Here is a 25,696-nt window from a genome sequence, read left to right on the forward strand (position 1 = left end):
AGTCCTCGGCGTCGGCGTCCTTCTTCTCGACGCGGCCTCAAAGACCGCGGCTCATTCGCGCTGGAGGAAGGTGAACTGGCTCATGCGGCCGACACCTCCTCGCACAGGTCGACGAGCGAGGCGGCCTCCACGCCTTCGGCGAGTGGAAAGCGCTCCGTTCCGCCGTAGACCACGAGGCGCCGTTCGGGCCGGACGTCATCGCAGGCCAGGTGGAATCCGCGCTCGAGCTGCGGCGCGAGCCCGCGCTTCACCTCGATCGCCCACGGCTTGCGTCGGCCCGGAATCTTCAGCAGCAAGTCGATCTCCGCGCCGGCCGCGGTGCGGAAGAAGTACGCTTCGGTGCCAGCCGAGGCAGCCGCGATCAGCGACTCGATCGCCAGACCTTCCCAGCTCCCGCCTGCGACGGGGTGGGCGAGCAACCCCTCGCGGTCGGCGACGCCGAGCAGCGCGTGGACGATGCCGCTGTCGCGCACGTAGACCTTGGGCGACTTGACCAGCCGCTTGCGGATGTTGCCGTGCCATGGAGGGAGCCGACGCACCAGCAGCAGGTCCACCATCAGGTCGAGGTAGGTGGCAATCGTCTTGCCATCTACCGCCAGGGCACGGGCGAGTGCTGCGGCGTTCAGCAGTCCCCCTTGCTGGTGCGCGAGCATGATCCAGAAGCGGCGCAGGGTCTCCGCCGGGATGCGCGGCCCGAGCTGCGGGATGTCGCGCTCGAGGTAGGTGCGGATGAAACCGGTGCGCCAGCGCAGGCTCGCCGCATCGGACGCGGCGAGCAGGCTGTCGGGGAATCCTCCCCGCAGCCAGAGGCCGTCGAGACGCTCCCGGCCGGCCTCGCCCGCGTCGAGCGGCGCGAGCTCCAGGTAGCGAATGCGCCCGGCGAGCGACTCGCTCGACTGTCGGAGCAGGTCGATCGACGCCGAGCCGAGCATGAGAAAGCGCCCTTTGCCTCGACCGCGCCGCCGGCCGGCGTCGATCAGTCCCCGCAGGCCGCGGAAGAGCTGTGGCGTGCGCTGGACCTCGTCGAGGATCACGAGCTTGTCCTCGTGCTGCGGCAGATAGAGCTCCGGCTCGGTGAGCTTCGCCCGGTCGGCCTCGGACTCGAGATCGAGGTAGACGGCGGGTCGCTCCTTGGCGATCTCGAGGGCGAGGGTGGTCTTACCGACCTGGCGCGGTCCGAGCAGGGCCACGGCCGGGAATTCGGCCAGGGCAGCGGTCAGGTCCGGCAGGAGGCGGCGCGAAAGCATGCGCGCAATTATGGGGTTTCACTCCACAAATGCAAGGTTGACCTGGATCTCGCTACGGGCGACTCGTAGCGCTCGCGTCCGCAGCGCCTTCGCCGCGACGCCGCGGGCCGCACCCATTCCGCGCTTCTTTCAGTGCGCGGATCATCCTCCATCCGAGCGCCTCGCGATTCGCCGAACTTCGCCGAACGGATACCCCTCCGGGAGGTCTCGTCAAAGAACTCCCCGAAACGACGGTTCAGGCGCCGGGCGGAATGATCCTCGCGCTGAAAGGCGAGGACGGGACGCCGTTCACCATCCCAATCCAGCCTTCCCCGCCGAAGCGTTGCGACATGGTCTCACCTGGCGGCCGTCGCGGTATCCATGAAAGACCCGGATCCTCGTAAGACAAGGGAGCGGACGCGGTCGGCGATCGCCAGGAGTTCGTCGCGCGGCGGCTTCGACGCGGCTGCGCTGTCAGCGCCGCCGAGCACCGACACCCGTCCCTTATCCGCAAGGCGGCGGATCAGCATGTTCATGTCCGGCCGGCCGTTGCAGAGGCCGATCCGGCGGAGCGGCGTTGCGAGTACCGTGCCGCGGACGCGGCGCTCCAGCCATCCCGCGACGTCGAGCTGACGAGGCGGGACGACCGTGACCGGCTTTCCGGTCCGGCAAGCCTCGGCGATCATCGAGGCGCTGTCGCCGGTGACGACGATACGCTCGGCCAACCCGAGGAAGGCGGCATAGGGGTTGTCGGTGCCGGCGGCCTCCCAGCGATGGAGGACGTGCGGTACGGTGAGGTTTCGTGCCAGTGCCTCTACGGCGTCAAGCGGAGTCCGGCGACTCGTCGTCGCCAGAACCGACATGCCTTCGCGGCGCGCGAGCGCGCTCACGGTCTTTCCGAGCCGTGTCGCTGCGTCGGCATCGAAGGCGATCGACTTCGTTGCGCCGCCAACCACGAGCGCGAGATGAGGCGGCGCAGCCGCGCAGACGCGCGAACGCCAGTGGGCGGCGTCGCGATCGATGCGTTCCGACGCGAGGGCATTCAAAGGCAGATCGACGGTCAGAAGGTTCGGGGCCGCTGGGATGCCGTAGTGGGGCGGAGCAATTACGACGTCGAACCATCGAAGCGGAGCCCGAGGCCGGCCGAGATGGACCAGACGGGTGCGGTTCAGACTGCGCCTCCGGATCCAGCGGGCGACGGGTACCGCGCGCCGGCCGGATGCCAACACGATGGTGGGCCATGGCGGCGAGAGCGACGGCGACGAGGCGGCGAGGCTGACGCGGGTCGCGCCGAGCAGGACGTTCGGCAAGCGGAACGCCCGAGTATAGTGCAGGTGTTTCTCCTCGATCGGCCAGCCGAGCGAGCGGCCGAGGGTGCGGAGCTGCTCGTTGTCGCCGGTCTTGTCGCCGAGGAGCATCCAGGTGCGCGGCGAGTCCTTTGCGTTCAGCGACGACGAGATCGCGTGCATGCCGTTGCATGCACGCGCGACGCTGAATGAGGCATGAATTCCGCATTCACCCTTCGTTCATCTTGTCGCTTCGAGTCGCTACGCGATCGGCAGACGGAGCGTCGCGCGCAATCCGCCGAGCGTCCCGCGATCGAAGCGCAAGGTTCCGCCGTAGAGTGCGGCCAGGTCGCTCGTAATCGAGAGTCCGAGGCCCGAGCCAGGCGTGTCGTGATCGAGGCGCGTCCCGCGTTCGACGGCGCGCGACGTCGCGGCCGACGACAAGCCGGGGCCGTCGTCGCCGACGGCGATCTCGAGGGCGTCGTCGCGGCGCTCGGCGGAGATGCTGACCCGGCTCGCCGCCCACTTCCCGGCGTTGTCGACCAGGTTGCCGAGCATCTCTTCGAGATCTTGCCGCTCGCCTGCGAAGACGAGGCCGGCAGGCACGCGCACGTCGATCGCGAGGCGGCGCTCGGCATAGATGCGCTGGATCGTTGTGCGAATCTCCGCCACGACCGAACCGATTTCGGCGCGCGGGCCGACCGCCTGGTGCGACCCGGCCGCGGCGGCGCGTGTCAAATGGCGGTCGATGACGCTTGCCATGCGCTTCACCTCGGCGGCGATGCGCGCGCGGTCGGGGACAGGCTGCGTGGCCTCGACGGCCAGCACCGCGAGCGGCGTCTTCAGGCCGTGGGCGAGATTGCCCGCGTGCTCGCGCGCGCGTGCGATCCGGCCTGCGTCGCGGTCGAGAACGTCGTTCATGGCGCCGACCAGGGTCTGTATCTCGTGTGGGTAGCGGACGCCGAGCCGTGCTTGGCGGCCGTGCTGCACGTCGCGGAGCTCGCGTCCGAGGCGGCGAAGCGGCCGGAGGCCGTAGCCGACCTGCACGGCAACGGCGAGAAGCAAGGTGGCGGCGAGCGCGCCGAGGGCCGCCGCGAGCAGGCGATCGAAGCGCGCGATGTCGCGCTGAAGCTCGGCTTGCGGCGCGGCGACCGTCACGACGAGCGGCTGGAGACGGCCGGGGTAGGTCAAGCGCCGCTCGACGACGCGGAGCGCCTCGTTCCGCGGCCCGACGAGCCGGAGCGCGGCGGGTTCCGCGGACTGGGTGGCGGCGGACGCCAGCACGGCATCCCAGAGCGAGCGGGACGTCAGGCGGTGCGTACCGTCGCTCACCTGCCAGTACCAGCCCGAATAGACGCGATCGAAAGCCGGATCGGGGATGTCGCGTGCGAGCGTCGGCGCGCCGGTAGGAGGCACCTCGATCGCGGCGACGACGGCGAGGAGGAGCGAATCGAGACGAGCGACGAACGCCGACTCGACGGCGCGCCGGAACCCCCACGACAGTGCAATGCCCCCGGCGAGGAATGCGAGAACGATCCACACCGTCGTGGCGGCGAGGAGCCGGGTTCGAAGCGAGCGTGTGCCGCGCGTCGTTTCCGTGTGGATCGTCAGGGCGACGTTCCTCCGGGAGCCTCGATCACGACATGGCCTCCTCCGGTTCATCGATTCGATAGCCGAGGCCGCGCACGGTCTCGATGACGTTCACGCCGAGCTTTTTCCGGATGCGGCCGATCAGGACGTCGATGACATTGGAGTCGCGGTCGTGATCGCGATGGTAGACGTGGTCGACGATGTCGAGACGGCTCACGATGTGGCCGCGTCTATGCAGGAGGTATTCCAGGATGCGGAGCTCGCGCTCGGTGAGGCGGACGGGCGTGCCGTTCACGGTGACGCTGCCGCGCGAAGGATCGAGCCGTACGGGTCCGCACGCGAACTCGGCCGCGGCCGTGCCGCCGGCACGCCGCAGGAGGGCGCGCAGGCGCACGATCACCTCCTGGATCTCGAAGGGCTTCGTCACGTAGTCGTCGGCACCGGCGGAGAACGCCGCGAGCTTCTCCGGCCAGCGCCCACGCGCGGTCAACACGAGGACGGGGACCGTCACGCCACCGGCACGCCAGCGCTGCAGCACCGTGACGCCGTCGAGGAGCGGAAGCCCGAGATCCAGCACCACGGCGTCATAGGGCTCGATGCCGCCGAGATGGAGCGCCTCTTCGCCGTTCGATACGTGCTCCACGACGAACCCGGCGTCGTCGAGCGCGTCGGCGAGCGCTCGGGCAAGCGCCGGCTCGTCTTCGACTACGAGGATCTTCATCGCTTCCGCGCTTGGTCAGCGCCGATGCCCTCCGTGCGGAGCAGGCGACCATTCACGGCGTCGTAGGTGAGCTCGATGACGTGCCCCTTGTCGGTGAGGAGTTCGATCTCGTACTCCCAGCGCTCCTTCTCCCACTCGAGCTCCACTTCGACGATCTTGCCCTCGTAGGCGGCGTCGACCGCCGCCAGGATCGTCGCGAGGGGCACGATCTCACCGGCCTCGCGCGCGAGGCGTGCGCGCACGTGGTCGTTGGAGTCGGAGTCGGTCGCTCCGAGCGGGGCGGCCAGCGCCACGAGGAGGACCCACGGCAGGAAGATTGGAAACTTCGGCACGATCACGATCTGAGTTAGCGCCCGGCATTAAACGTCAGATGAACGGCGGAGTCACGACGGGTTCAGGCCCGCGCTCTACGGTTCGGTCATCGGCGCAATCGGGCGCCCAAGCACCACACAAAGGAGCGCTACCATGTTGAGGTTTTCCACGTATGGCATCCCCGGCGCGAGCCTCGTCGCGTTCATCATCACGGTTTCGGTCGGGGTCATCCCGGCCGCGGCGCATTCCGAGGCCAACAGCCTGCTGTCGTTTCCGGAAGTCACCCGCATCGTCGAAGCGGCCGGCTACACCCACGTGCACGACCTCGAATACGACGACGGCGAATACGAAGCCGACGCCATCTCGCCCGCGGGTGTGCCCGTGGACCTCCACATCGATCCCAGGGACGGCCGCATCCTGCGCGAGGAACGCGATTCGTAGGATGGCGCGCCATCTGCGCGATCCCGGAATGCTGCGCCGTTGCGTAGCGATGTTCGCTGCGCTGAGGAGGAAGATCGGCTCGGCTTCTCATGCCCGGGAAGCCGGTGCGCGATTCCCGTGTGAGACGCGCGTCCGAGCGCCCGCCCGAAAGGATCTTCGCGCTGTCGCACGGCGTGGTGGCGCGGTCCGTCCCTGGCACGCTGGCTGTTTTTGCTCTGGGAGACCTGCTCGTGCGCCACCGCTTCCGGCTATTGCTCTGCGCAGCGCTCACGGCCGCTCTGCTGTTCGTCCCGATGCGGCAGGGCCCGGCTGTCTTTCCCGGGGCGGATGGCGCGATCGCCTTGGCCGACGCCGTAGTGTCGGAGAGGCTCGCTGCCACGGCCGCCCTCTGGAGCGGCCAGACCTGGGGTATCGTGCAGGTGGTCCCGCGCGTCGCGCGCCATGGCGACCAGATCCACATGCACGGAATGGTGGGCGGCGGTCCGGCCGCGGAACCGTGGTGGAGCTGCTCACAGTACTCCGGCTGGTTTCCCAACGGCACGAGTCGGATCAGTCTCTTCGTTCCGGGCGACTGGGAGATGCCGTACACGGGCATCGACATCTTCGACCAGAAGGTCAACGTCATGGACAAGGACGGCGGCCCGAAACAGGCGCCGAAGCACGTGAAGCGCCTCGGTGTCCACGTCGCCGACGCGCTCGGTGCGCTCACCGTGGATGTCGTGAAGGACGAGGTGCTGTGTCTTCCGGCCGACGTCGCGCGCAACCCGTAGCGCGTCGGTTGCATTGCCCGCGGCAGGACGGGTCTGCTACCCGTCGCGGATGGGGCGCTCCTGGTCCAGCAACGGTCGTCGGTTTGCGCGCGCATGCTCGCTGCTCGTCCTGTCGGCGCTGCTCGGCGGCGCGGCCGCACCGTGCGGGCTCGTCCGCACGGCCGAGGCGGCGCCCGCGCTTTCCGCCATCCACCCGACCCTCGTCGATCCCCAGGGCGGCACGCGCCTCCTCGTGCGCGGCAGCGGCCTCACCGGCGTGACCGAACTCACAGTCGGCGGCGCTCCGGCGGGCGACCTGGTCGTGCTCGACGACGGTACGCTGTCGGCGCGATCCGGACCGGTCGCTCCCGGCCAGGGACTCGACGTCGTCTTCACGCGCGGCGCGGAGCAGGCGACCCTGCGCGCGGCGGTGGAGGCATGGAGCCCTGCCCAGCTTCCCGGCGCACGCGTGTTCGACGCGGCGAGCGGCGTGCAGGGCAGCACGCCCTCCAGCAGCTACGAGTGGCAGCGCCTGACCACCGAGATCGCGCCGGACTGGCGCGCGCGCGACGGCAACACACTCGCCTACCTTCCGGCGACCGGCCGGTTCTGGATGATCGGCGGATGGAACCCATATCCCGTCCCCGACGGCTTCGACGGCGTCGACCCGGCGTCCGGTCTGGCGCCGCGTCCCACGACGAACGAGGTCTGGTCGACCGCCGACGGCGTGCGCTGGCGCGAGGAGCTGCCCGACGGGCACCCGCTCTTCGACCGCCGCCACGCGCACGCGACCCTCGTCTGGCGCGACAAGCTCTGGATCGTCGGCGGAGACTTCTGGCTCGAACGCTACAACCACGACGTCGTCTCGAGCACGGACGGCGTGAACTGGACCGTCGAGGTCGCCGAGACGCCGTGGGCGGACCGCGCGCTCCTCGTCGCCGGCGTGTACGACGACAAGCTGTGGGTGGTGGGCGGCCAGACGCTCGACGGACCGCGCGAGGACTTCGTCTACCACAACGACGTCTGGCGCAGCGACGACGGCGTCCACTGGGTGCAGGTCGCCGCCGACGCACCGCCGAGCGCGACCCGCTGGTCGGGGCGCGGCATCTTCAACGACCTGGTCGAGTTCGCCGGCCGCATGTGGCTGATCGGCGGCGGCCGCTACCGCGACGACGCGGTGGGTTCGTCCTACCTGCCCGAGGTCTGGTCCTCGAGCGACGGCGTCGCCTGGCAGCAGCACGCAGCGCCGCCCTGGCGCGGGCGCATCTGGCACGACGTGCGGGTATTCGACGGCAAGCTCTGGGTGCTGTCGGGCGGCGATGAATTCGGCAATCTCAACGAGACCTGGTTCTCCGAGGACGGCGAGACCTGGACCGCCTTCGCGCCCGAGCGCAACATCCATCCCCAGTCGCACGCACAGGGCGTCGCGATCGGCGGCGACTTCCTGCTCTACGCGGGCGGCAACTACTCCTTCGGCGTCGGGCCGACGATCCGCGACGCGGACCGATCGGCGTGGCGGATGCGGGCGTTTCGCGGCGTCGCCGTCGACTCCTGGACCGACCGCGGCGCCGGCGCCGTCGTCGTGTCGGCGACCGGAGACGCGCGGCCGGTGCTCGATCCGGACGCGCTCGGCCCTGGTATCCCGGGAATCCAGTTCGACGGCTGGGCGTCGGTGCTCGAGCTCGCGACTCCCGAGTTGCAGCCCGGCGGGCGCTCCGTGTTCTGGGTCGGGCGCGCCCCGTGGATGCCGACGCCGCCCGACTGGCAAACGCCGCCCGTCCTGAATCCGCTGTGGACCGTCGTCGGGGACGGGGACGCGCAGTACTGCGCCGCCGGGCTCACCGACGGACGCCTGCACTACACGAGCTCTGCCGCCCCAGTCGGCTGGGACTTCGCCACTTTCGGGTCCGGGTTGCAGCAGCATCAGGGCGAGGTGCGATTCGCCGGCTTCACGCATTCGACCGACGGACGCGTCCAGGGCTGGGTCGACGGAGTCGCGGTGGGCAGCCCGGTCGACGTGGGCTACACGCCGTTCCACGGTTGGAGCCGCATCGGCGCGGGCGGCTATGCGGGCGTCGCGAACACGGGGTACGCAGGAACCCTCGGTGCGGTGATCATCCTGCCGGTGGCGGTCGACGTCACGACGGTCGATCGCATGCACCGCTGGGCGCAGGGCCGCTTCGCCACGCCGCCCTGCCCGTCGGCCGCACGGCGCGATCTCGCGCTGAGCGGCCCGCGCGGCGCTGCCGGCGAGCGGCGGATCAAGCTCCGGGGCACGGTCGCCGTCACCGCACAGCCGGCCGCTCCGCTCGACCCGAGCCAGGACGGGCTGCGCATCGAGATTCACGACGGCGACGGCAATGCCGTGCTCGACGCGATCTTGCCCCCGGGCCTCTACGACCGTGCGACGCGCGCCGGGTGGAAGGCGAACCGCGCGCGCACGAGCTTCACGTTCGTCGATCCGTTCGGCGTCGCCGGCGTGACCAGCGCGCGCGTCAAGACGGGCCAGCCGACGTACGGACGCCGTGAGGTCGATCTTCGGATGAGCGGTCGGAGCGCCGTCGCGGTCGGCGCGTCGGCCCTGCCCCTCGCCGCGCGGCTCGCGCTCGGACCGGTCGGCGACGGCGGGTTCTGCGCCGACCTGCGATTCCCGGGGCCGGCGCCGGAGTCCCCCGCGTGCGCCGCCGCGCGTGGCGGCGGGGCGATCACCTGTCATTAGATCATTTTCAGATTCTCCTCAGCTTCACGATCGGCCGATCAGCGCGTTCACGAGCCCGTACTCTGGCCGAAGCGAGAGGTGACCTCGGCCGCGGTGGGCGCGGTGTCCGCGTCGGTCGCGCACTCCCCGCGGTGGGCGGCGCGGCGCTCGTACGTGACGGAGATCCTCGAGCGCAATCTGGCGTGAGCGCGGAGCAGCTACTTCGAGACTGGCGCGCTTCGCGTGCCGCCACCCTCCGGTCCTCGAGGTCGGAAGAGGATCGAAAGATCGCGCGCCGGTGTCGCGCGGCGCGTCAGTCCTGCGGGCAGGACGAGCTGCCGAACGCTCGATCTCGAGGACGATGACCCCCGCTAGCGAAAGCCAGGGCGAATGCCCCGCGCCGGGTGCACGTTGTGCGAATTGACGTTCGGTGCCCCGCTCTTTAGCATCGTCACGCAACGACATCCGCCACGCTGCGGCCCGCCCGTGACGTCGGCTCCCAAGGAGATCCGCATGTCCGTCCTGATCCTCCGCGCCGCGGCCGTCGCGCTGTCGATCGCGGGTCTCGTCGCACCAGCCGCCGCCGCGCCGGCCGACGTCGGAGGCATACAGCGGCCCTCGACGGGGTCGAACGACCTCGTGACCGTCATCGTGAAGCTCGACGAGGAGCCGGTCGCGACCTACCGCGGCACGATCCGGGGTCTCGCGGCGACGAGCCCGCGCGTGACGGGTGCCGTGCGCCTCGATCCGCGCTCCGCGGCGGTCGGCGCCTACCGCGCCCACCTGGCGCGCAAGCACGATGCCTTCGCGCGCGCCGCGCGAAGCGCCGTCCCAGGCGCCCGCGTTCTCTACGGCTACGACATGGTGATTGGCGGTGTCGCAGTGCAGATTCCCGAGAGCGCGCTTGCGAGCGTGCAGGCCCTGCCCGGCGTCGTCGCGGTGTATCGCGAAACGTTCGGAGACCCCGATACCGACCTCACGCCGGCGTTCATCGGCGCGAAAGCCGTCTGGGGGAAGCTCGGCGGCCAGGGGAGCGCCGGCGAGGGCGTGATCGTCGGCGTCCTCGACACCGGCATCTGGCCCGAACACCCGTCGCTCGCCGACCCCGATCCGAAGGGCAAGCCCTACGTCGCCCCGCCGGGGACACGCGCGTGCGAGTTCTCGGGCGGCGCCAACCCCGGTCCGCCCTTCGCCTGCAACGGCAAGCTGATCGGCGCGTATCGCTTCATGGCGGGCCACGATGCCTGCACGACGTGCGCCCACCCCGCTGACGATTTCACGAGCGCGCGCGACGCCGACGGCCACGGCACCCACACCGCGACGACCGCGGCCGGGAACGGCATGGTGCCCGCGACCCTCTACGACATCCCGCGCGGCAAGGTCTCGGGCGTCGCCCCGCGCGCGCACGTCATCGCCTACAAAGTGTGCGGCGCTGCTCCGGGCGGGTGCCGCGGCTCCGACAGCGTCGCCGCGATCCAACAGGCGATCCTCGACGGCGTCGACGTCGTCAACTTCTCGATCAGCGGCGGCGACGAGCCGTACATCGACGCGGTCGAGCTCGCGTTCCTCGACGCGTACGCGAGCGGCATCTTCGTCGCGGCCTCGGCGGGGAACAACGGCCCGGCGGCGAACACCGTCGCCCACCGCGGCGGCTGGGTGACGAGCGTCGCCGCGAGCACGAAGAAGAAGAGCTATCGCAGCAAGCTGACGGTGAAGTCCGAGGACGGCGCCAAGCTGAAGCTCCTCGGCGCGAGCATCACGCCCGGAATCAAGGAGCCGGCACCGTTCCTCTTGGCGGCGAGCGCCGGCGACGCGAACTGCGACAGCGCGACCGCCGACGGCGCGTTCACCGGCATGATCGTCGGCTGCAAACGCGGCGGCAGCAGCGGCCGCACCCGCAAGAGCTTCAACGTCGCGCAGCGGGGCGCCGCCGGCATGGTCCTCTACAACGACCTCGCGGACCCGTCGCTCCTCGGCCTCGCGACCGACAACATGGCGATCCCGAGCATCATGGTCGACGGCGCCGAGGGCGCCGTACTGGTCGCGTTCGCCGCCGCGCATGCCGATCTCACCGCGTCCTTCACCCAGGGCAAGCCGGCCGGGAGCCGCGGGGATACGATCGCCACCTTCAGCTCGCGCGGCGGGCCGGATCTGTCGCTCGGCATCCTGAAGCCCGACCTCGCCGCGCCCGGGGTCCAGATCCTCGCCGGCAACACGCCGGCCGGCTACCTCCCCGAGCACGTCGACGGCGAGCTCTTCCAGGCGATCGGGGGCACCTCGATGGCGAGCCCGCACGTGGCGGGCGCGGCGGCGCTCCTTCGCGCCTTCCACCCGAGCTGGAGCCCCGGACGGATCAAGTCGGCGCTCATGACGACCGCGTGGACCAAGACCGTCGTACGGGAGGACGGCGTCACGCCGTTCACGCCCTTCGACGCCGGCGCCGGCCGCATCGCACTCAAAGGAGCGCTTGCCCCCGGCGCGACCTTCGACGTACCGGCACAGGACTATCGCGATCATGCGGCGGAGCTCTGGAAGGTGAACCACCCGAGCCTGTTCCTGCCGGCGTCGACCCCGGGATCCCTGACGGTCGAGCGGACGCTCCAGAGCGAGCTCGAGAAGGACAGCGTGTGGAAGCTGACGGTCGTTCCGGCCGCCGGGCTCACGATCTCGGTGCCGGCCGAGATTACGCTTCCCGCCGGGGGCACCGCGACCTTCCCGATCACGGTCGACAAGAGCGGGCTCGCCCCCGGCACCGTCGCGCACGCGACGCTGCAGCTGAAGGGCAAGGGCTCGCTGCACCTCCCGATCACGGCGGTCGGAACCGTTGCGCTCCCGAACCTCCGGATCACCGATGCCTCGGTCTCGAGCCCGCTCACGGCGGGGCAATCGGTCACCGTCGCGCGCACGCTGCTGAACGCGGGCACCGCCGACGCCGCGCCGAACTACCAGGAGTTCTGGCTTTCCGCCGACACCCAGTTCGACGGGGGGGACGTCTACTTCACGCGCTGCCAGCGCGCCGTCCCGCTCGGCGCCGGTCAGTCGAGCTTCTGCAACTTCGACACCACGTTCGCGCCCCAGTTCCCGGTGGCCGCGGGCACGTACCACGTGCTCGTGATCGCCGACAGGCCACCCGCGGTCGTCGAAAGCAACGAGACCGACAATATTTTCGTGATGCCGACGACCGTGACCGTGAACTGACGGCGGCTATCACGACTGCCCGATGGGGACAGTGGCCGGCCTGCCCTTGCCGAGCAGTCAACGGCGTAGTAGCTAATTGGCAAGTGAGTCACACAATAACAGTTCGTCTTACACCAGAACTCGCCGCTTGGCTGGAGGACGCGGCGGCCAAGACCGGCGTCTCGCAAGGCAGGATCGTCCGCGATCAATTGGAGAAGGCGAAGGCGGGCGATCGAGGTCGACCTTTCATGCATCTCGCCGGCATCGTTCGCGGGGCGCGCGACCTCTCGACTCGGAAAGGCTTCTCCCGTTCGTGAAGGGGATCGCCGACACGGGAATGCTCGTCGCGTTCGCCAATCGCATGGATCGCCACCATTCCTGGGCAGTCGGCGTGGCGGAACGCGTGACGGAGCCACTCCTCACCTGCGAAGCGGTGCTCGCCGAGACGGCGTTTCATCTTCGCAGCGTCGCGATCGTGCTCGCCATGCTGCGGGACGGACTCGTCTCTCTCGCCTTCGACGTGAACGACCACCTGGTCCAGCTGAACGCGCTCGCCGAGCGCTATGCCGACCGTGAGCCCGATCTCGCGGACCTCTGTCTCATCCGGATGAGCGAGCTCCATCCCCGTCATAGCGTGATCACCGTCGATCGTGGCGACTTCCGGGTTTATCGCCGCAACAAGCGTGAGGCCATCCCGCTGATCTGCCCTCCGGACGCCTGAGAGCGCCGCGCCCGCATCGTCGAGCGACCAGGTCGACATTGATGCCGCAGCGGCTCCGCGTGACGCCGGAACCGCTCGGCCGCCGCTAGCGTTTGAAGCGCAGGAGGAGATCGAAGAGCCGCGTGTGCAGCTTCGTGTACGGCGGGTAGAACATCTGGATCCCGGAGAGCTTCGGGTTCGTGTGCACCGGCCGCATCTTGCTGAACTCCTGGAAGCCTTCCCAGCCGTGGTAATGGCCCATGCCGCTCGCGCCGCTGCCGCCGAACGGGAGGTCGTGCTGGGCGATGTGGAACATGCAGTTGTTGATGGTGACGCCGCCCGAGATCGTCCCGTAGAGTACCTTGTCCTCGACCGCCTTGTCGTCGGTGAAGAGGTAGAGCCCGAGCGGGCGGTCCTTGGCGTTCACGTACGCGAGCACCTCGTCGATCGTCTTGTAGGTCCTGATCGGGAGGAGCGGACCGAAGATCTCCTCCTTCATGATGATCATGTCGTCGGTCGGATTCAGTACGAGGTGCGGCGGGATCTTCCGCAACTGATCGTTGAACGTGGCGCCCGGCACGAGCGGTACGATCTGCGCGCCCTTCTTCTGGGCATCGTCGAGGGTGTTGCGGAGCCGCCGGTACGACTTCTCGTCGATCACCGACGTGTAGCTGCGATCGTTCGTGTCGGGATAGCGCTCCGCCATCGTCTTCTCGGCGCACTTCACGAACGTGTCGACCTTGCCTTCGGGGATGAAGAGATAGTCCGGGGCGAGACAGGTCTGCCCGGCGTTCACGAACTTCGCGTAGAGGATGCGGCCGGCGGCGGTCTCGACGTCGTAGTCGGGCGCGATGATGGTCGGCGACTTGCCGCCGAGCTCGAGCGTCACCGGCGTCAGGTTCTCGGCGGCCGAGCGCATGACGGTGCGCCCGGCGTCGGCGGAGCCGGTGAAGATGACGTGGTCGAAGGGCAGGGTCGTGAAGTCGTGCGGCTTCACGCCGGGCAGGATCGCGACCATGTCCTCGGGGAACTCCTGCTTGAACTTCTCGGCGAGGAGCCGGCAGAGGTTCTGCGAGTTGCTCGCCATCTTGATCATGCAGCGGTTGCCGGCCGCGAGGACGCTGGTGAGCGGGCTGATGGTCAGGAAGAGCGGGTAGTTCCACGGCGACACCACGCCGATCACGCCCTTCGGTTGCGGGATCAGTCGGTTCTTGGCGGTCGCGAAGAGGATGCCGACGTGGCGGTGCTGCGGCTTCATCCACTTGCCGAGCTGCTTCTTGGCGTTGCGGATGCCGTCGACGCAGTTGAAGAGCTCGAGCAGCTTCGATTCCTCGGCGGCGCGGTGGCCGAAGTCGGCGTTGATGGCCTCGGCGATCGCGTCGGCGTGGTCGACCAGGATGCGCTCGACGGTCTCGAGGTTGGTCCGGCGCTCGTCGATCGAGGGGTAGGGATGACGCAGGTAGGCGGCGCGCTGCAGGTTGAAGACGCGTTGCGCCTCGTTCTCGACGACCTCGAGACGACGGAGCTGAGCGGTCTGGGCCATGGTGTGATCCTCCTCCTGTGCGGCGACGGACGTGTGAAGCGGGTGATTTGACCCGACGATCGAGGCCAACGCAACCGGCCCGGCGGTCAGCCCGGCGTCGCCTGCGCCTTCGCGAGCGCGGGACGCGCCGTGCAGCGGCCGAGCCAGGCGGCCGCGTTCGGCGCCGTCGACAGGTCGAGGCCCGCCATCGGCGCGAGCATGAGCACCGCCGCCACGTTCAGGTCGGCGATCGTGAACTCCGGACCGGCGAGCCACTGCGTGCCGGCGAGCGCGCCGTCGAGGACCGCGAGCGGCTTCTTGAAGCGCTCGGCCGCGTCGTCGGCCTTCTTGGGGTCGCGCTGCTCCGCGGGGAGGAACATGCGGTGCATGAGGGTGGTGATGACCGGCTCCTCGAGCTCGGTCATGGCCCAGACGCTCCATTGATAGGCGCGTCCCTCGTCGGCGACCGTCTTCGGCCAGACGGCCGCCCCGTACTTGCGGGCCAGGTACAGGTTGATCGCGAGCGACTCGAAGAGGGTCAGGTCGCCGTCCCGGAGCGCGGGGATGCGTCCGTTCGGGTTGATCTTCAGGTACTCGGGCGAATGGGCGTCGGTCAGGAAGTGCGTCGGGACCAGCTCGTAGGGCTGTCCGACCTCTTCCAGCGCCCAGAGGACGCGCATCGCCCGCGACATCGGGACTCCGTAGACCTTGATCATCGGCGGCTCCTTCTTCCGGAACGTTCCGGGGTTGGGTACCGAGCGCGTAGCCGCCGCTCCCGTCTCACGCAACCCGGCGTCACCGCTTGAAATCGCCTCGCTCCGGCCGCTAGATGTCGCCCCACGAAAAGGGGGGCCCATGAAGGCACATCGCGTGGCTCGTGTTCTTGGGGCAGCACTGGCGCTCGGACTGATCGTCGGCTGCGGGGGAGGCGGATCCGGGAGCAGCAATCGCGTGTCGATCGGCGGCAACGCGAACTACCCGGCCTCGCTCGGCGGCGGAGCGGCCGCCGACTCCGACTTCGTCGTCATCAATCCGGACCGGCCGAACGACCCGCTGGTCTCGGACGTGACGACCGACGTCGGCCGCTTCTTCGGCATCATCCGCAAGACCATCAGCGTCGCCGTCATCGTCTCGGGCCGGGTCGACGGACAGCCCGTGCGCGTGAGCGGGCTCCTCGCGGCTGACGAGAACAACGACGACAAGCAGCTCGACGGCCAGACCGACATCGCGTGCGAGGCCGGCGTGCAGGCGGTGATCGACGGCGAGATCGACGGCGGAGACCTCGGCACGCGGCGCATCGCGAACCTGGAGGACGCGGCGGCGCGCTTCGTGGCGACGACGGATTTCACGGACCCCGCGTCGGTGACGGCCGCCGCCAACCAGGTGCGCGTGCTCACCGACAACGGCGATCACCCGGCGCCGTAGCCGCACGGCTTCGTTGGAGACAGGCGGCGGCGCGCTCGCGTAGCGCGCCGCCGTTTGCTTTGGTGTGCTGGTGATGGCGGACGGGCGCACCATCTGGACCATCGGCCACTCGACCCATTCCGCCGAGGTCTTCTTCGGCTTCCTCGAGTGGCACGAGATCCGGACGCTCTGCGACGTCCGGTCGATCCCGGGCTCCCGACGCCACCCGCAGTTCGGCCGTGAAGCCCTCCATCTGAGCGCAGAGGCGCGCGACATCGCGTACCACTGGATGCCCGGTCTCGGCGGCCGTCGCCGTCGTCGCGCCGGCGCGCCGTCGCCGCACGTCGCCTGGGAAGTCCCGGCGTTCCGGGCCTACGCCGACTACATGGACACGCCCGAGTTCGCGACGGCGCTGGTCGAGCTCGAGCGCGAGGCGGGCCTGGCGCGGACGGCCTTTTTCTGCGCCGAGGCGCTCTGGTGGCAGTGCCACCGGCGAATGATCGCCGACCGCCTCGTCGTCGCCGGCTGGAGCGTGCTCCACATCGACTCGGGCGGGCACACGGCTCCGCACCGTTTGCCCGAGTTCGCGCGCGTCGCGGACGGCCGGGTGATCTACGACGTCGGGGCCACGCTGGAGCTCCCGGCGCCGCGGCCGGCGCGGCGTCCCCGCGGGAGGGCCGCGCCGGTCAGCGCGGCGTCACCTGCGGCAGGAGATAGCCCGTCCCGAAAGTCCCGAGCGCCTCGGTGAAGTAGACCAGGCGGTTCAGGTTCTGGGTGTCGTTCTCGGCGAGGAACGTGATGCTGCCGGCCGAGCCGTTCACGCCCGCGCCCGCGACCGACGCGAGGTCGGATACGGTGACGCCCGTCGCGACGAAGCTCGTGGAGTTGATGCCCGCGCCGTTGCTGCGCGTCGCCGAGAGGTTCCACGTGGTCGAGCCGATCGTCGCCCCGTAGCGTGGCTGGTAGTCGTCCTCGAAATTGATGAAGACGAGCTGATTGCCGCCGTCGGCGACCGGCCCGAGCGAGCGCGGATCGTAGTAGGCAGCGAGGAGCGCCGAGCTCGGGCGGATGTTCTGCAGGCGGGCGTTGTTCGAGCCGTCGATGACGTCGCCGATGTCGGCGAGATCGCCGTCGTCCTGGTATGCCAGGCGCGCCGCCGCGGCGGCCCCGAACGCCGATCCGATCGACAGGTTGGCGACCGTGAAGTTGCCGGTGAGCGCGCGGCTCGCGACCGGCTGTCCGCCGAGGTTCACGGCCGTCGCGATCGCGACGCCTGGTTGCGCGTTGAGCCCGTCCTCGCGGAGCGCCCCGACGTCCAGGATTTCGAGCGCGCCGCCCGGTAGGGTCAGGGCCTTCGAGAGCGGCGTGCTGAAGGTCGGTCCGTAGAAGAGGACGCTCACGCGGACCTCGTCGCCGCTCACGTTCCGGATGGCGAGGAACGTCGTGTAGTCGTGGCGCGCGTCGTAGAAGAAGATCAGCTGATCGCCGATCGCCAGCGGCGCGCCGATCGTCTCGAAGTCGCGGGCCTCCACGCGCCCCGCGCCGGCGAGCACGAGCGCCGCCAACAGCATGCTCAACATCCTCCGCATCTCCACCTCCTCGCGGGGCCGCGCCCCGCATTCCGCCGCGTTTCCGACCCGTGCGGAGCGTCGCTGACGCTCGCCTCGAGCTTCTTTATGTCGGTGCGCCACGGGACCGTCAATCGACGGCGCCGCCGTTTCGGCGGCGGCGCGATCGCGCGGAATCCGCTACGCTCTCCGGATGCACGAGATGGTGAAGCGGGTCGTGAACGCGCGCGTCGCCGAGGTCCTGCCCGAGCCGACCCCGCTCGACCCGGCGCCCGGGCTCTCTACGCGGCTCGGGTGCGACGTGCTGCTGAAGCGCGAGGACCTGACGCCGATCTTCTCGTTCAAGCTCCGCGGCGCCTACAACCGGATCGCGCACCTCGACGCGCCGGCGCGCGCCGCCGGCGTAATCGCCGCGTCGGCCGGCAACCATGCTCAGGGCGTCGCGTACGCGGCGACGCGCCTCGGGCTGCGCTGCCGCATCGTGATGCCGCGCACCACGCCCGCCATCAAGGTCGCGGCCGTCCGCCACTACGGCGTCGAGGTGGAGCTCGTCGGCGACGACTACGCCGCGGCCGCGGTGCACGCCGCGACGATCGCCGCGGAGACCGGCATGACCGTCGTGCCGCCGTTCGACGATCTCGACGTGATCGCGGGGCAGGGGACGGTCGGCCTCGAGATCCTGCGCCAGGCGCCGCGCGAGCTCGGCGCCATCTTCGTGCCGATCGGCGGCGGCGGCCTCGCCGCGGGAATCGCCGCGGTCGTGAAGGAGGTGCGCCCCGAGGTGCGCGTGATCGGGGTCGAGCCCGACGACTCCGACGCGATGACGCGCTCGCTCGCGGCCGGAACGCGCATCGTCCTCGACCACGTCGGGCGCTTCGCCGACGGCGTCGCGGTCCGGGAGGTCGGCGCGCTCACGTTCGAGATCTGCCGCCGCCACCTCGACGGCACGGTCGTCGTGTCGACCGACGAGATCTGCGCGGCCATCAAGGACGTCTTCGAAGAAACGCGGACGGTGCTCGAGCCCTCCGGCGCGGTCGCGCTCGCCGGCTTGAAGCGCGCCCGCGAGGACGCGGCGTTGGCGCCCGGCGCGGCGGTCGTGATCGCGTCCGGCGCCAACATGAACTTCACGCGCCTCGGGTATGTGACCGAGCGCGCCGAGATCGGCGAGCACCGCGAAGCCATCCTCGCCGTCACGATCTCCGAGCGGCCGGGATCGTTCCTCGAGTTCTGCCGCACGATCGGCGAGCGCAGCGTCACCGAGTTCAACTATCGGCTCGCGACGCGTGCCGAAGCCCACGTCTTCGTCGGGCTCGAGGTGAGCGGGCGGCCGGAGGCCGCCGCCATCGCCGAGCGCTTGCGCGCGCGGGGCTACGCATGCGTCGATCTCGGCGAGGACGATCTCGCGAAGACGCACGTACGGCACATGGTCGGCGGCCGGAGCCCGCTCGCGCACGACGAGATCCTCTTCAGCTTCGAGTTCCCGGAGCGTCCCGGCGCCCTCATGCAGTTCCTCACGAGCCTCGGCAGCCGGTGGAACATCTCGCTCTTCCACTACCGGAACAACGGCGCGGCGTACGGGCGCGTGCTCTGCGGGTTCGAAGCGCCGGCGGCGGAGCGCGCGGCGCTGGCGTCGACCCTCGCCGAGCTCGGCTTCCGCTGCGCGGACGAGACCGACAACCCGGCGGCGCGGCTCTTCCTGCGGTGACGCGCGCCGGGTCGCCGTCCGCGCGGCGCGCCCGGCGCGGTGCGCCGAGGCGGATGTCCGGGATCGTGCTCGCGGCGCCGGGCACGGCGTGCGGGCACTACCTCGACTTCGACCGGGCGCTCCATTGGGCAGCCCGCCGGCCGAGTGGGCCATGCGGCGCGTGATGGCGCGCGAGTTCGCGCGCGGCTGCGCGCGCGCGCTCCGGCGGAGGCCGCCGCGGACGGCCGTCCGCCTCCGCCGCCTGCGCTGACGGGCAGGCGACCCGTTCGCCGGCGGGCATGCGCCTCGTTCGCCGGCGCTCAACTCGCGGCGCGGGTCGGCTCGACCGCCGCGGCGCGCTTCACCGGCACCGTGACGCTGAAGGTGCTCCCCCGGCCGGGCATGCTGTCGACGCGCACGGCGCCGCCGAGCGCCTGGGTCAGTCGCATCACGATGTAGAGGCCGAGGCCGACGCCGCCGTGGCGGCGGCTGTCGGAGCCGTCCGCCTGGCGGAACATCTCGAAGACGACGTCGAGCTGCTCGCGCGGGATGCCGATGCCGGTGTCGATCACCGCGAGCACCAGCGTGTCGGCGGGCGAGCCGCCCGGCTCGGGGAGCGACGTGTCAAGACGGACCTGCACTTCCACCCGCCCGCGCTCGGTGAACTTGAGCGCGTTGTGCACGAGGTTGCGGACGACCGTCACCAGCTTCGGCGCGTCGACCTCGACGACCGGCAGGTGCGCGGCGACCGTCCATGCGAGCGCGACGTCGTCCTTTCTCCAGTACTCCGGGATGCCGGCGCGGAGCTCGGCGACGAAATCGTCGAGCGCGACCAGCACCGGGTGTACGGGCAGGCGTCCGGCCTCGAGGCGGCTCACGTCGAGCGTCGCCTGGATCATCTCGAGCAGCTGGAGCGCGTAGAAGCGGACGCGGCCGAGCGTGTCCTCGCGCGCCGCCGCCTCCGGATCGGCCGCGCCCGCGGCGCGTGCCTCGTCGCGCAGGAGATCGGTGTAGCCGATGATCGCGTTCAGCGGCGAGCGCAGCTCGTGGGACATCGTCGAGATGAACTCCGACTTGAGCGAGCTCGCCGCGCGCAGCTCGTCGACGAGGCGGGCGTTGTCGAGCGCGAGGACCGTCTGGTGCGCGATGCCGAGGAGCAGCCGCTCGGTCGCCGGGAGGAACGCGGTGGCCGGGTCGTCTTGTCCGACGAGCAGCATGCCGAGGCCCTTGTCGCCGCGCCGGAGAACGGCGCCGACGAACGGTCCGATCGTCCAGCGCTCGCTCAGCGTCGGCGGGATCGGCGACTCCGCCGGCGCGCGCACCGCGAGGCAGGCCTCGGGCGCGTGCCGCGCGAGCACCGCGTCGAGGCCCGCCGAATGGAACTCGACGCTCCGGATCTCCTCGTCGAAGAGTCCGGTCCGCGAGGCGAGGCCCATCACCCGGTAGGTGGCGCGCTGCGGATCGCGGACCAGCGCGCAGGCCCACTGGCTCGCGGTGAGGTCGCGCGTCATCTCGGTTACGCGCTGCAGGAGCGAGCTGCTCGTCGGCGTCGACACGAGGGTCCGCACGACCGTGAGCAGGCCCTCGGTCATGCGGGCGCCGGCCTCGGCGTCGCGGTTCTTGGCGACGAGCCGGTCGCCGTAGAAGCGGCTCTGCTGCGCCACCAGGAAGAAGACGAGGATCGGCATCAGCACCGGCAGCGACCACTCGAGCGCGGGCGCGAGCCAGAGGTGCGCGATCGTCGAGAGCGTGGCCATCACGAGCCCGCAGAGGAGCGAGAAGATGGCGCACGGGACGATGACCATCAGGTAGAGGAAGTGGAACTCGTTCGGGAGCTCGGGCGCGAGCGAGAGCCCGTAGCTGAAGGCGACGATGTCGACGGCGAACTGCGTGTAGATCAGCAGGCCGAGCCGCCGCCCGCTCCGCAGCCACCGCCGGTACGGCACCGTGACGAGGATCTCGGCCGTCGCGAGCCCGACGAGCGCGCCGATCGGCAGGTCGGGGAGGAGCGTCCGCTCGAGCACGATCGCGACGGCCGTCAGCACTGCCGCCGTCAGGCAGCGCGAGATGTCGAGCCAGGCCGAGATCTCGACCAGGTCCTCCGTCGGCAGGTCGAAGATGCCCGCGTTCAAGCGCGCCACGAGGCTGCGAGGGGAGGCCGGGACCGACGGCACGCTCCGAAGAGAGCAAACGCCATGCCCGATGGTGGGGCCGTCGCGTGGGCGCGCAACCCGGCGATCCGTCGTCGGCCGCCGCGCCGCATCGTGTGCGACGCGTCACGCGCCGTCATCCCGATGACGGTTCGCGCCATCCCGGGCCGGCGGCTGGCCGTGCGCCGCCGCGCACCATAGACTCGCCCGGATGACCCGTCCCCCCGCTTCCGAGCCCCGCGAGGACCCCACGGCCGACCCGGCGTCCGGTGACGAGGCGCGGCTGCGTACCGCGATCGAGGTCCTCGAGTCGTTCGTCGCCGACCGCACCAAGCTCGCGTGTCTTTCCGAGGCGGAGCGCGTGCGTCTCCTCGAGGCGGCGGGGCGCGTGTCTCGGCCCGAGGCGCACGTCCGTCGACACGTGGCCAAGGCGGCGCGGCGCGAGCGGCGCCGCGCGAACATCGAGCGGCAGGAACGCGTGCTCTCGGAGACGGGCATCCGGAAGCTCCGCCGCGAGGTCGTCTTCACGACCCCGAACGTCTTCCCTCCGTCCGGCGACGAGGGAGCGACGTACGTCGACGCGAAGCACTGCTACGTCTGCAAGGAGCACTACACGCGGCTCCACCGCTTCTACGACCAGCTCTGCCCGCCCTGCGCCGAGCTCAACTGGACGAAGCGCGGCGAGCTTGCCGACCTCCGCGGCCGGGTCGCGCTGCTGACGGGCGGCCGCGTGAAGATCGGCTACCAGGCGGGCATCAAGCTCCTGCGCTCCGGCGCGCGGGTGATCGTGACGACGCGCTTCCCGCGCGACTCGGCGCTGCGCTATGCCCGTGAGCCCGATTTCGCCGAATGGGGCGACCGGCTCGAGATCTTCGGGCTCGATCTCCGCCACACGCCGAGCGTCGAGGCGTTCTGCTGCCACCTCCTCGCGACCCGCGACCGGCTCGACTTCATCGTCAACAACGCGTGCCAGACGGTGCGGCGTCCCCCCGACTTCTATCGCCACATGATGGCGGGCGAAGCCGCCGCCCTGCGCACGCTGCCGGGGGACGTGCGCGGGCTTCTCGGCGCGTACGAGGGCGTGCGCCAGTACCACATGCTGCCCGAGGCCGGCGCCGATCTCCCCGCGGTCGACCGCGCCGAGCTGCCGGAGGCGGTCGGCCTCACGCACGCGGCCGCGCTCTCGCAGGTCCGGCTCCTCCCCGAGGAGCTCGCCGCACAGCGGGCGCTCTTTCCGCAAGGCTGCCTCGACCAGGACCTGCAGCAGATCGACCTGCGGGACCGGAACTCGTGGCGCATGCTGCTCGCCGACGTGCCGGCGGTCGAGCTCCTCGAGGTGCAGCTCGTGAACGCGATCGCGCCGTTCATCTTGAACGCGCGCCTCAAGCCTCTCATGCTGCGGACGCCCGAGCGCGACAAGCACGTCGTCAACGTGTCGGCCGTCGAGGGGCAGTTCTACCGCCGCTTCAAGACGACCCGCCATCCGCACACCAACATGGCGAAGGCCGCCCTCAACATGATGACCCGCACCTCGGCGACCGACTACGTGAACGACGGCATCCACATGAACAGCGTCGACACGGGCTGGGTGACCGACGAGGACCCGGCCGAGGTCGCCGCCCGCAAGACCGCCGAGCACCGCTTCCACCCGCCGCTCGACATCGTCGATGGCGCGGCGCGCATCGTCGACCCCATCATCGCCGGCTTCAATACGGGCGAGCACGTGTGGGGGAAGTTCCTGCGGAACTACCGACCGACGGACTGGTAGCGGTTGGTTGAGCGCCCCTCCGCGTCATGGTGCCGAGCGCCCCCGAACGCCGCGTGGGCATGGGCTGCGCTCCGTGTCGGAACGATTCCCCGCCGTCGGATGACGCCACTCGTCGGATGAGGTAAGGGATCGAAACGCCGGACGCCGGGGTTGGCCGCGGTGCGGCACGACCTTTGCGATCCGGGTAGAACCTCAACGCCGTTCAACGATCAACTATTGGAGGGAGCGAATGCGAGTTCGGATCTTCGGTATGGCCGTAGCAGCGCTGGCAATGGCCACCGCCGCCCAAGCGGCGGAGAACATCCCGGCGGCTGCAGTCACGGAAGCGGACCAGGTGTGGACGACGCGCTGCTCGTTGTGTCACGGCGCCGGCGGGAAGGGCGACGGACCGGCATCCGCGCCGCTCAACCCGAAGCCGCGCGACATGAGCGACAAGAAGTGGCAGGCGTCGGTCGACGACAAGCACATCGAACTCGTGATCGTGAAGGGCGGCCCGGCGGTGAACTTGAGCCCGATGATGGCCGGCAACCCGGATCTCGAGTCGAAGCCGGACGTCGTGAAAGCGCTGCGCGCCAAGGTCCGGAGCCTCGGCGCGAAGTAGGCGGTTTCCGTCGCGGCGGCCGCGAGGCCGTCGCGACACTCGCTGTGGCGCGCCTCTACGGCGCCTCGCAACGCAGCACGAGCTTGTCGTCGTCTCGGACGCCCTTCGTCGGCGCCGGAACGCTCTCGGCGCGGCCCTTCAACGTGACCTGTGCCTTGGGCTTCCCGGCGAGCGCGACTGTGATTTCCGCCGGCGTGGTGCAGACGCTCGGCGCGCTGCCGGAGATCACCGGATCGAACGCCAGCTCGTTGCCGTGCTTGCCCGCAGGAATGGCGGCGCTCAAACGTTGGAATGCGCCCAACAGCGCCACGGCGTTCGCTGCGTCAATCGCCCGCCTGCCATCGGGCCGCGGCTTCTGGACGGTGTAGCGTCCGAGGTCGGGCTGCGGACCGCACAGCGGCAGGTTCGGGTCGGCGACGTGCAGGCACACCGCGACGCGGAAGCGACACGCGCCGTCGGCCGTGCCGTCCGCGTCGCAGGAGGCGTCGCCGTCGGTGCAGCGCTGCTTGAAGCTCGGGACGCCCTTGTGGTCGAGGTACGGGGTATTGGCGGGATTCACGACGGCCCATTCGGCGAGGCAGTCGGTGGACGATGCCCCCTTGCCCGGGACGAGCTGCTCGTATCGGCACGCGGCATCGCAGCCGTCTCCGGCGAGGAGGTCGCCGTCGTCGCACTGCTCGCCCGTTCCCAGGATGGCATCGCCGCAGGCAGGGGATGCGGTCGGCGTCGGGGATGGTGTGTCGGGCGTCGGGGTCGCTGACGGAGTGAGGGTCGGAGTCGGCGTGCTGGTGGCGGTGGCCGTTTCAGTGGGGGTGGCGGTCTCAGTGGGTGTCGCGGGGGTCTCCGATGCCGTGGGCGTCGCGGTCGGAGTGCCGGGGACGACGTCGAGTGCCCGGAAGATCGCCACGGCATTGTCCGCGACTCCCGCTGCGTAAACGTAGGCGTTGTCGGGGCTCACGGTCACCGAAAAAGCGGTCCGGAGGCCGTCCACACCGGCGACGCCGTCCGTGTGCGCCTCGACGAAGGTGAGGCCGCCGGTCGTCGCGTTGCGAGCGAAGACCGCGACCGCGTGGTCGAGCTCGCTCGCGGCGTACAGGTGGCTGCCATCCGGGCTGACGGCGACGAGAATGGTCCCGCCGAGGCCGTCGACGCCGGCGACGCCGTCGGAGTGTTGCTCGACGAACGAGAGCGCGCCCGTCGTCGGGTTGCGGGCGAAGACGGACACCGCCTGGTCGAAGCGCCCGGCGGTGTAGACGTGCAAGCCGTCGGGGCTCACGGTGACCGCGATGGCGCCATCGAGCCCGCCGACGCCACCGACGCCGTTCTTCTGCTGTTCGACGAAGGTCAATACACCGGTCGCGGGGTTGCGGCCGAAGACGGCGATCGCGTCGTCGCCGAACCCCGCGGCATACACGTGCGCGCCGTCAGGGCTCGTTGCGATCCCGCGGATCCGCTGGAGACCATCGATGCCCGCTACTCCATCGCGGTACTCGCCCGCGAACGTCAGCGCTCCGGTCGCGGGATTCCGGGTGAAAGCGGCGATCGCGTTGTCGAGTTCGCCGGCGGCATAGACGTGCGCGCCGTCGGGACTGACGACCACCCACGTCGCTCCCGAGAGACCGTCCGCGCCGATACCGTCTACTTTGCGTTCGACGAACGACAGCGTGCCCGTGGCGAGGTTGCGACCGAACACCGCGACGGAGTGATCGAACGGGCCGGCGGCGTACACGTTCTTGCCGTCCGGGCTGACGGTGACGGAAAGGACACCCGCGAGCCCCTCGACGCCCGCCACACCGTTCTTTTGCTGCTCGAGAAAGGTGAGCGCGCCGGTCGCTACGTCTCGGGAGAAGACGCCGATGGCATGGTCACCGCGTCCGGCGACATACAGGTGGGCGCCGTCGGGGCTGAGCGCCACCGAGCACGGGTTCGCTATGCCGTCGACTCCCGCGACGCCGTCCTGCTCGAAGCCGACGAAACCCAGATACGCCCCGTGCGCGGATGGCGCGGCGAGCACGAGGAGGACGACATGTGCCGCGATGGCGACTGCACGACGCCGGTGAGCCTTGGCCATCCGTGCGCGTGAGCTCGGACGAAAGGCG

The 25,696-nt window shown here is 70.3% G+C and carries 20 protein-coding genes; 10 read left to right on the forward strand and 10 right to left on the reverse strand.

Going from position 1 to position 25,696, the window contains the following annotated elements; translation table 11 throughout:
- Positions 1–80: 80 nt before the first annotated feature.
- The 5 genes from IT293_14490 to IT293_14510 all read right to left on the reverse strand — a co-directional run bounded on the left by IT293_14490 (position 81) and on the right by IT293_14510 (position 5,140).
- Positions 81–1,247, reverse strand: coding sequence for an ATP-binding protein (locus tag IT293_14490; GenBank protein ID MCC6765862.1), 1,167 nt, complete (start codon positions 1,245–1,247; stop codon positions 81–83).
- Positions 1,248–1,582: 335 nt separating this feature from the next.
- Positions 1,583–2,695, reverse strand: coding sequence for a mitochondrial fission ELM1 family protein (locus IT293_14495; protein ID MCC6765863.1), 1,113 nt, complete (start codon positions 2,693–2,695; stop codon positions 1,583–1,585).
- A gap of 78 nt (positions 2,696–2,773) precedes the next feature.
- Positions 2,774–4,054: a sensor histidine kinase gene (locus IT293_14500; protein MCC6765864.1), complete on the reverse strand. Its 1,281-nt coding sequence runs from the start codon at positions 4,052–4,054 to the stop codon at positions 2,774–2,776.
- Positions 4,055–4,148: 94 nt separating this feature from the next.
- Complete coding sequence (locus IT293_14505) at positions 4,149–4,823, reverse strand: response regulator transcription factor (GenBank protein MCC6765865.1); 675 nt, start codon at positions 4,821–4,823, stop codon at positions 4,149–4,151.
- Positions 4,820–5,140: a PepSY domain-containing protein gene (locus IT293_14510; protein ID MCC6765866.1), complete on the reverse strand. Its 321-nt coding sequence runs from the start codon at positions 5,138–5,140 to the stop codon at positions 4,820–4,822. The genes IT293_14505 and IT293_14510 overlap by 4 nt, the downstream gene beginning before the upstream one ends.
- A gap of 148 nt (positions 5,141–5,288) precedes the next feature.
- On the opposite strand from IT293_14510, the gene IT293_14515 reads away from it, so the two are divergent.
- The 5 genes from IT293_14515 (at position 5,289) to IT293_14535 (ending at position 12,921) form a co-directional block, all read left to right on the forward strand.
- On the forward strand, positions 5,289–5,576 hold the full coding sequence (locus IT293_14515) for a PepSY domain-containing protein (protein ID MCC6765867.1): 288 nt from the start codon (positions 5,289–5,291) through the stop codon (positions 5,574–5,576).
- Positions 5,577–5,806: 230 nt separating this feature from the next.
- Positions 5,807–6,346 carry a hypothetical protein gene (locus tag IT293_14520; GenBank protein MCC6765868.1) on the forward strand — a complete coding sequence of 180 codons (540 nt, stop codon included), beginning with the start codon at positions 5,807–5,809 and terminating at the stop codon, positions 6,344–6,346.
- Positions 6,347–6,395: 49 nt separating this feature from the next.
- Entirely contained in the window at positions 6,396–9,044 is a 2,649-nt protein-coding gene (locus tag IT293_14525; protein ID MCC6765869.1) for an IPT/TIG domain-containing protein, read from the forward strand.
- 492 nt (positions 9,045–9,536) lie between these two features.
- Positions 9,537–12,221, forward strand: coding sequence for a S8 family serine peptidase (locus IT293_14530; protein MCC6765870.1), 2,685 nt, complete (start codon positions 9,537–9,539; stop codon positions 12,219–12,221).
- 292 nt (positions 12,222–12,513) lie between these two features.
- Entirely contained in the window at positions 12,514–12,921 is a 408-nt protein-coding gene (locus tag IT293_14535; protein MCC6765871.1) for a pilus assembly protein, read from the forward strand.
- A gap of 85 nt (positions 12,922–13,006) precedes the next feature.
- On the opposite strand, the gene IT293_14540 is transcribed toward IT293_14535, so the two are convergent.
- Together IT293_14540 and IT293_14545 are read right to left on the reverse strand one after the other, a co-directional pair.
- Positions 13,007–14,443, reverse strand: a complete 1,437-nt coding sequence (locus IT293_14540) for a coniferyl aldehyde dehydrogenase (protein MCC6765872.1) — start codon at positions 14,441–14,443, stop codon at positions 13,007–13,009.
- 86 nt (positions 14,444–14,529) lie between these two features.
- The gene (locus IT293_14545) at positions 14,530–15,138 is read right to left on the reverse strand and encodes a glutathione S-transferase family protein (GenBank protein ID MCC6765873.1); all 609 of its coding nucleotides are present in this window, start codon (positions 15,136–15,138) and stop codon (positions 14,530–14,532) included.
- A 139-nt stretch (positions 15,139–15,277) separates the two neighbouring features.
- Between IT293_14545 and IT293_14550 the strand changes: the two genes are divergently transcribed.
- Both IT293_14550 and IT293_14555 read left to right on the forward strand, forming a co-directional pair.
- Complete coding sequence (locus tag IT293_14550; protein ID MCC6765874.1) at positions 15,278–15,847, forward strand: hypothetical protein; 570 nt, start codon at positions 15,278–15,280, stop codon at positions 15,845–15,847.
- A 73-nt stretch (positions 15,848–15,920) separates the two neighbouring features.
- On the forward strand, positions 15,921–16,574 hold the full coding sequence (locus IT293_14555) for a DUF488 domain-containing protein (GenBank protein MCC6765875.1): 654 nt from the start codon (positions 15,921–15,923) through the stop codon (positions 16,572–16,574).
- On the opposite strand, the gene IT293_14560 is transcribed toward IT293_14555, so the two are convergent.
- Positions 16,513–17,415: a hypothetical protein gene (locus IT293_14560; GenBank protein MCC6765876.1), complete on the reverse strand. Its 903-nt coding sequence runs from the start codon at positions 17,413–17,415 to the stop codon at positions 16,513–16,515. The two genes, IT293_14555 and IT293_14560, sit on opposite strands and share 62 nt — an antisense overlap.
- Before the next feature lie 172 nt (positions 17,416–17,587).
- Between IT293_14560 and ilvA the strand changes: the two genes are divergently transcribed.
- Positions 17,588–19,099: a threonine ammonia-lyase, biosynthetic gene (ilvA, locus tag IT293_14565; protein MCC6765877.1), complete on the forward strand. Its 1,512-nt coding sequence runs from the start codon at positions 17,588–17,590 to the stop codon at positions 19,097–19,099.
- A 299-nt stretch (positions 19,100–19,398) separates the two neighbouring features.
- On the opposite strand, the gene IT293_14570 is transcribed toward ilvA, so the two are convergent.
- Complete coding sequence (locus IT293_14570; protein ID MCC6765878.1) at positions 19,399–21,219, reverse strand: HAMP domain-containing histidine kinase; 1,821 nt, start codon at positions 21,217–21,219, stop codon at positions 19,399–19,401.
- A gap of 220 nt (positions 21,220–21,439) precedes the next feature.
- Here IT293_14570 and IT293_14575 point away from each other — a divergent pair, with 220 nt between their 5' ends.
- Both IT293_14575 and IT293_14580 read left to right on the forward strand, forming a co-directional pair.
- Entirely contained in the window at positions 21,440–22,996 is a 1,557-nt protein-coding gene (locus IT293_14575) for an SDR family oxidoreductase (GenBank protein MCC6765879.1), read from the forward strand.
- A 271-nt stretch (positions 22,997–23,267) separates the two neighbouring features.
- The gene (locus IT293_14580; GenBank protein ID MCC6765880.1) at positions 23,268–23,597 is read left to right on the forward strand and encodes a c-type cytochrome; all 330 of its coding nucleotides are present in this window, start codon (positions 23,268–23,270) and stop codon (positions 23,595–23,597) included.
- A gap of 55 nt (positions 23,598–23,652) precedes the next feature.
- Here the strand turns inward: IT293_14580 and IT293_14585 are convergent, their stop codons facing one another.
- On the reverse strand, positions 23,653–25,668 hold the full coding sequence (locus IT293_14585) for a beta-propeller fold lactonase family protein (GenBank protein ID MCC6765881.1): 2,016 nt from the start codon (positions 25,666–25,668) through the stop codon (positions 23,653–23,655).
- Between the last annotated feature and the right edge of the window lie 28 nt (positions 25,669–25,696).

The sequence above is a fragment of the Deltaproteobacteria bacterium genome (genome assembly GCA_020848745.1).
GTDB lineage: Bacteria > Desulfobacterota > Binatia > UTPRO1 > UTPRO1 > UTPRO1.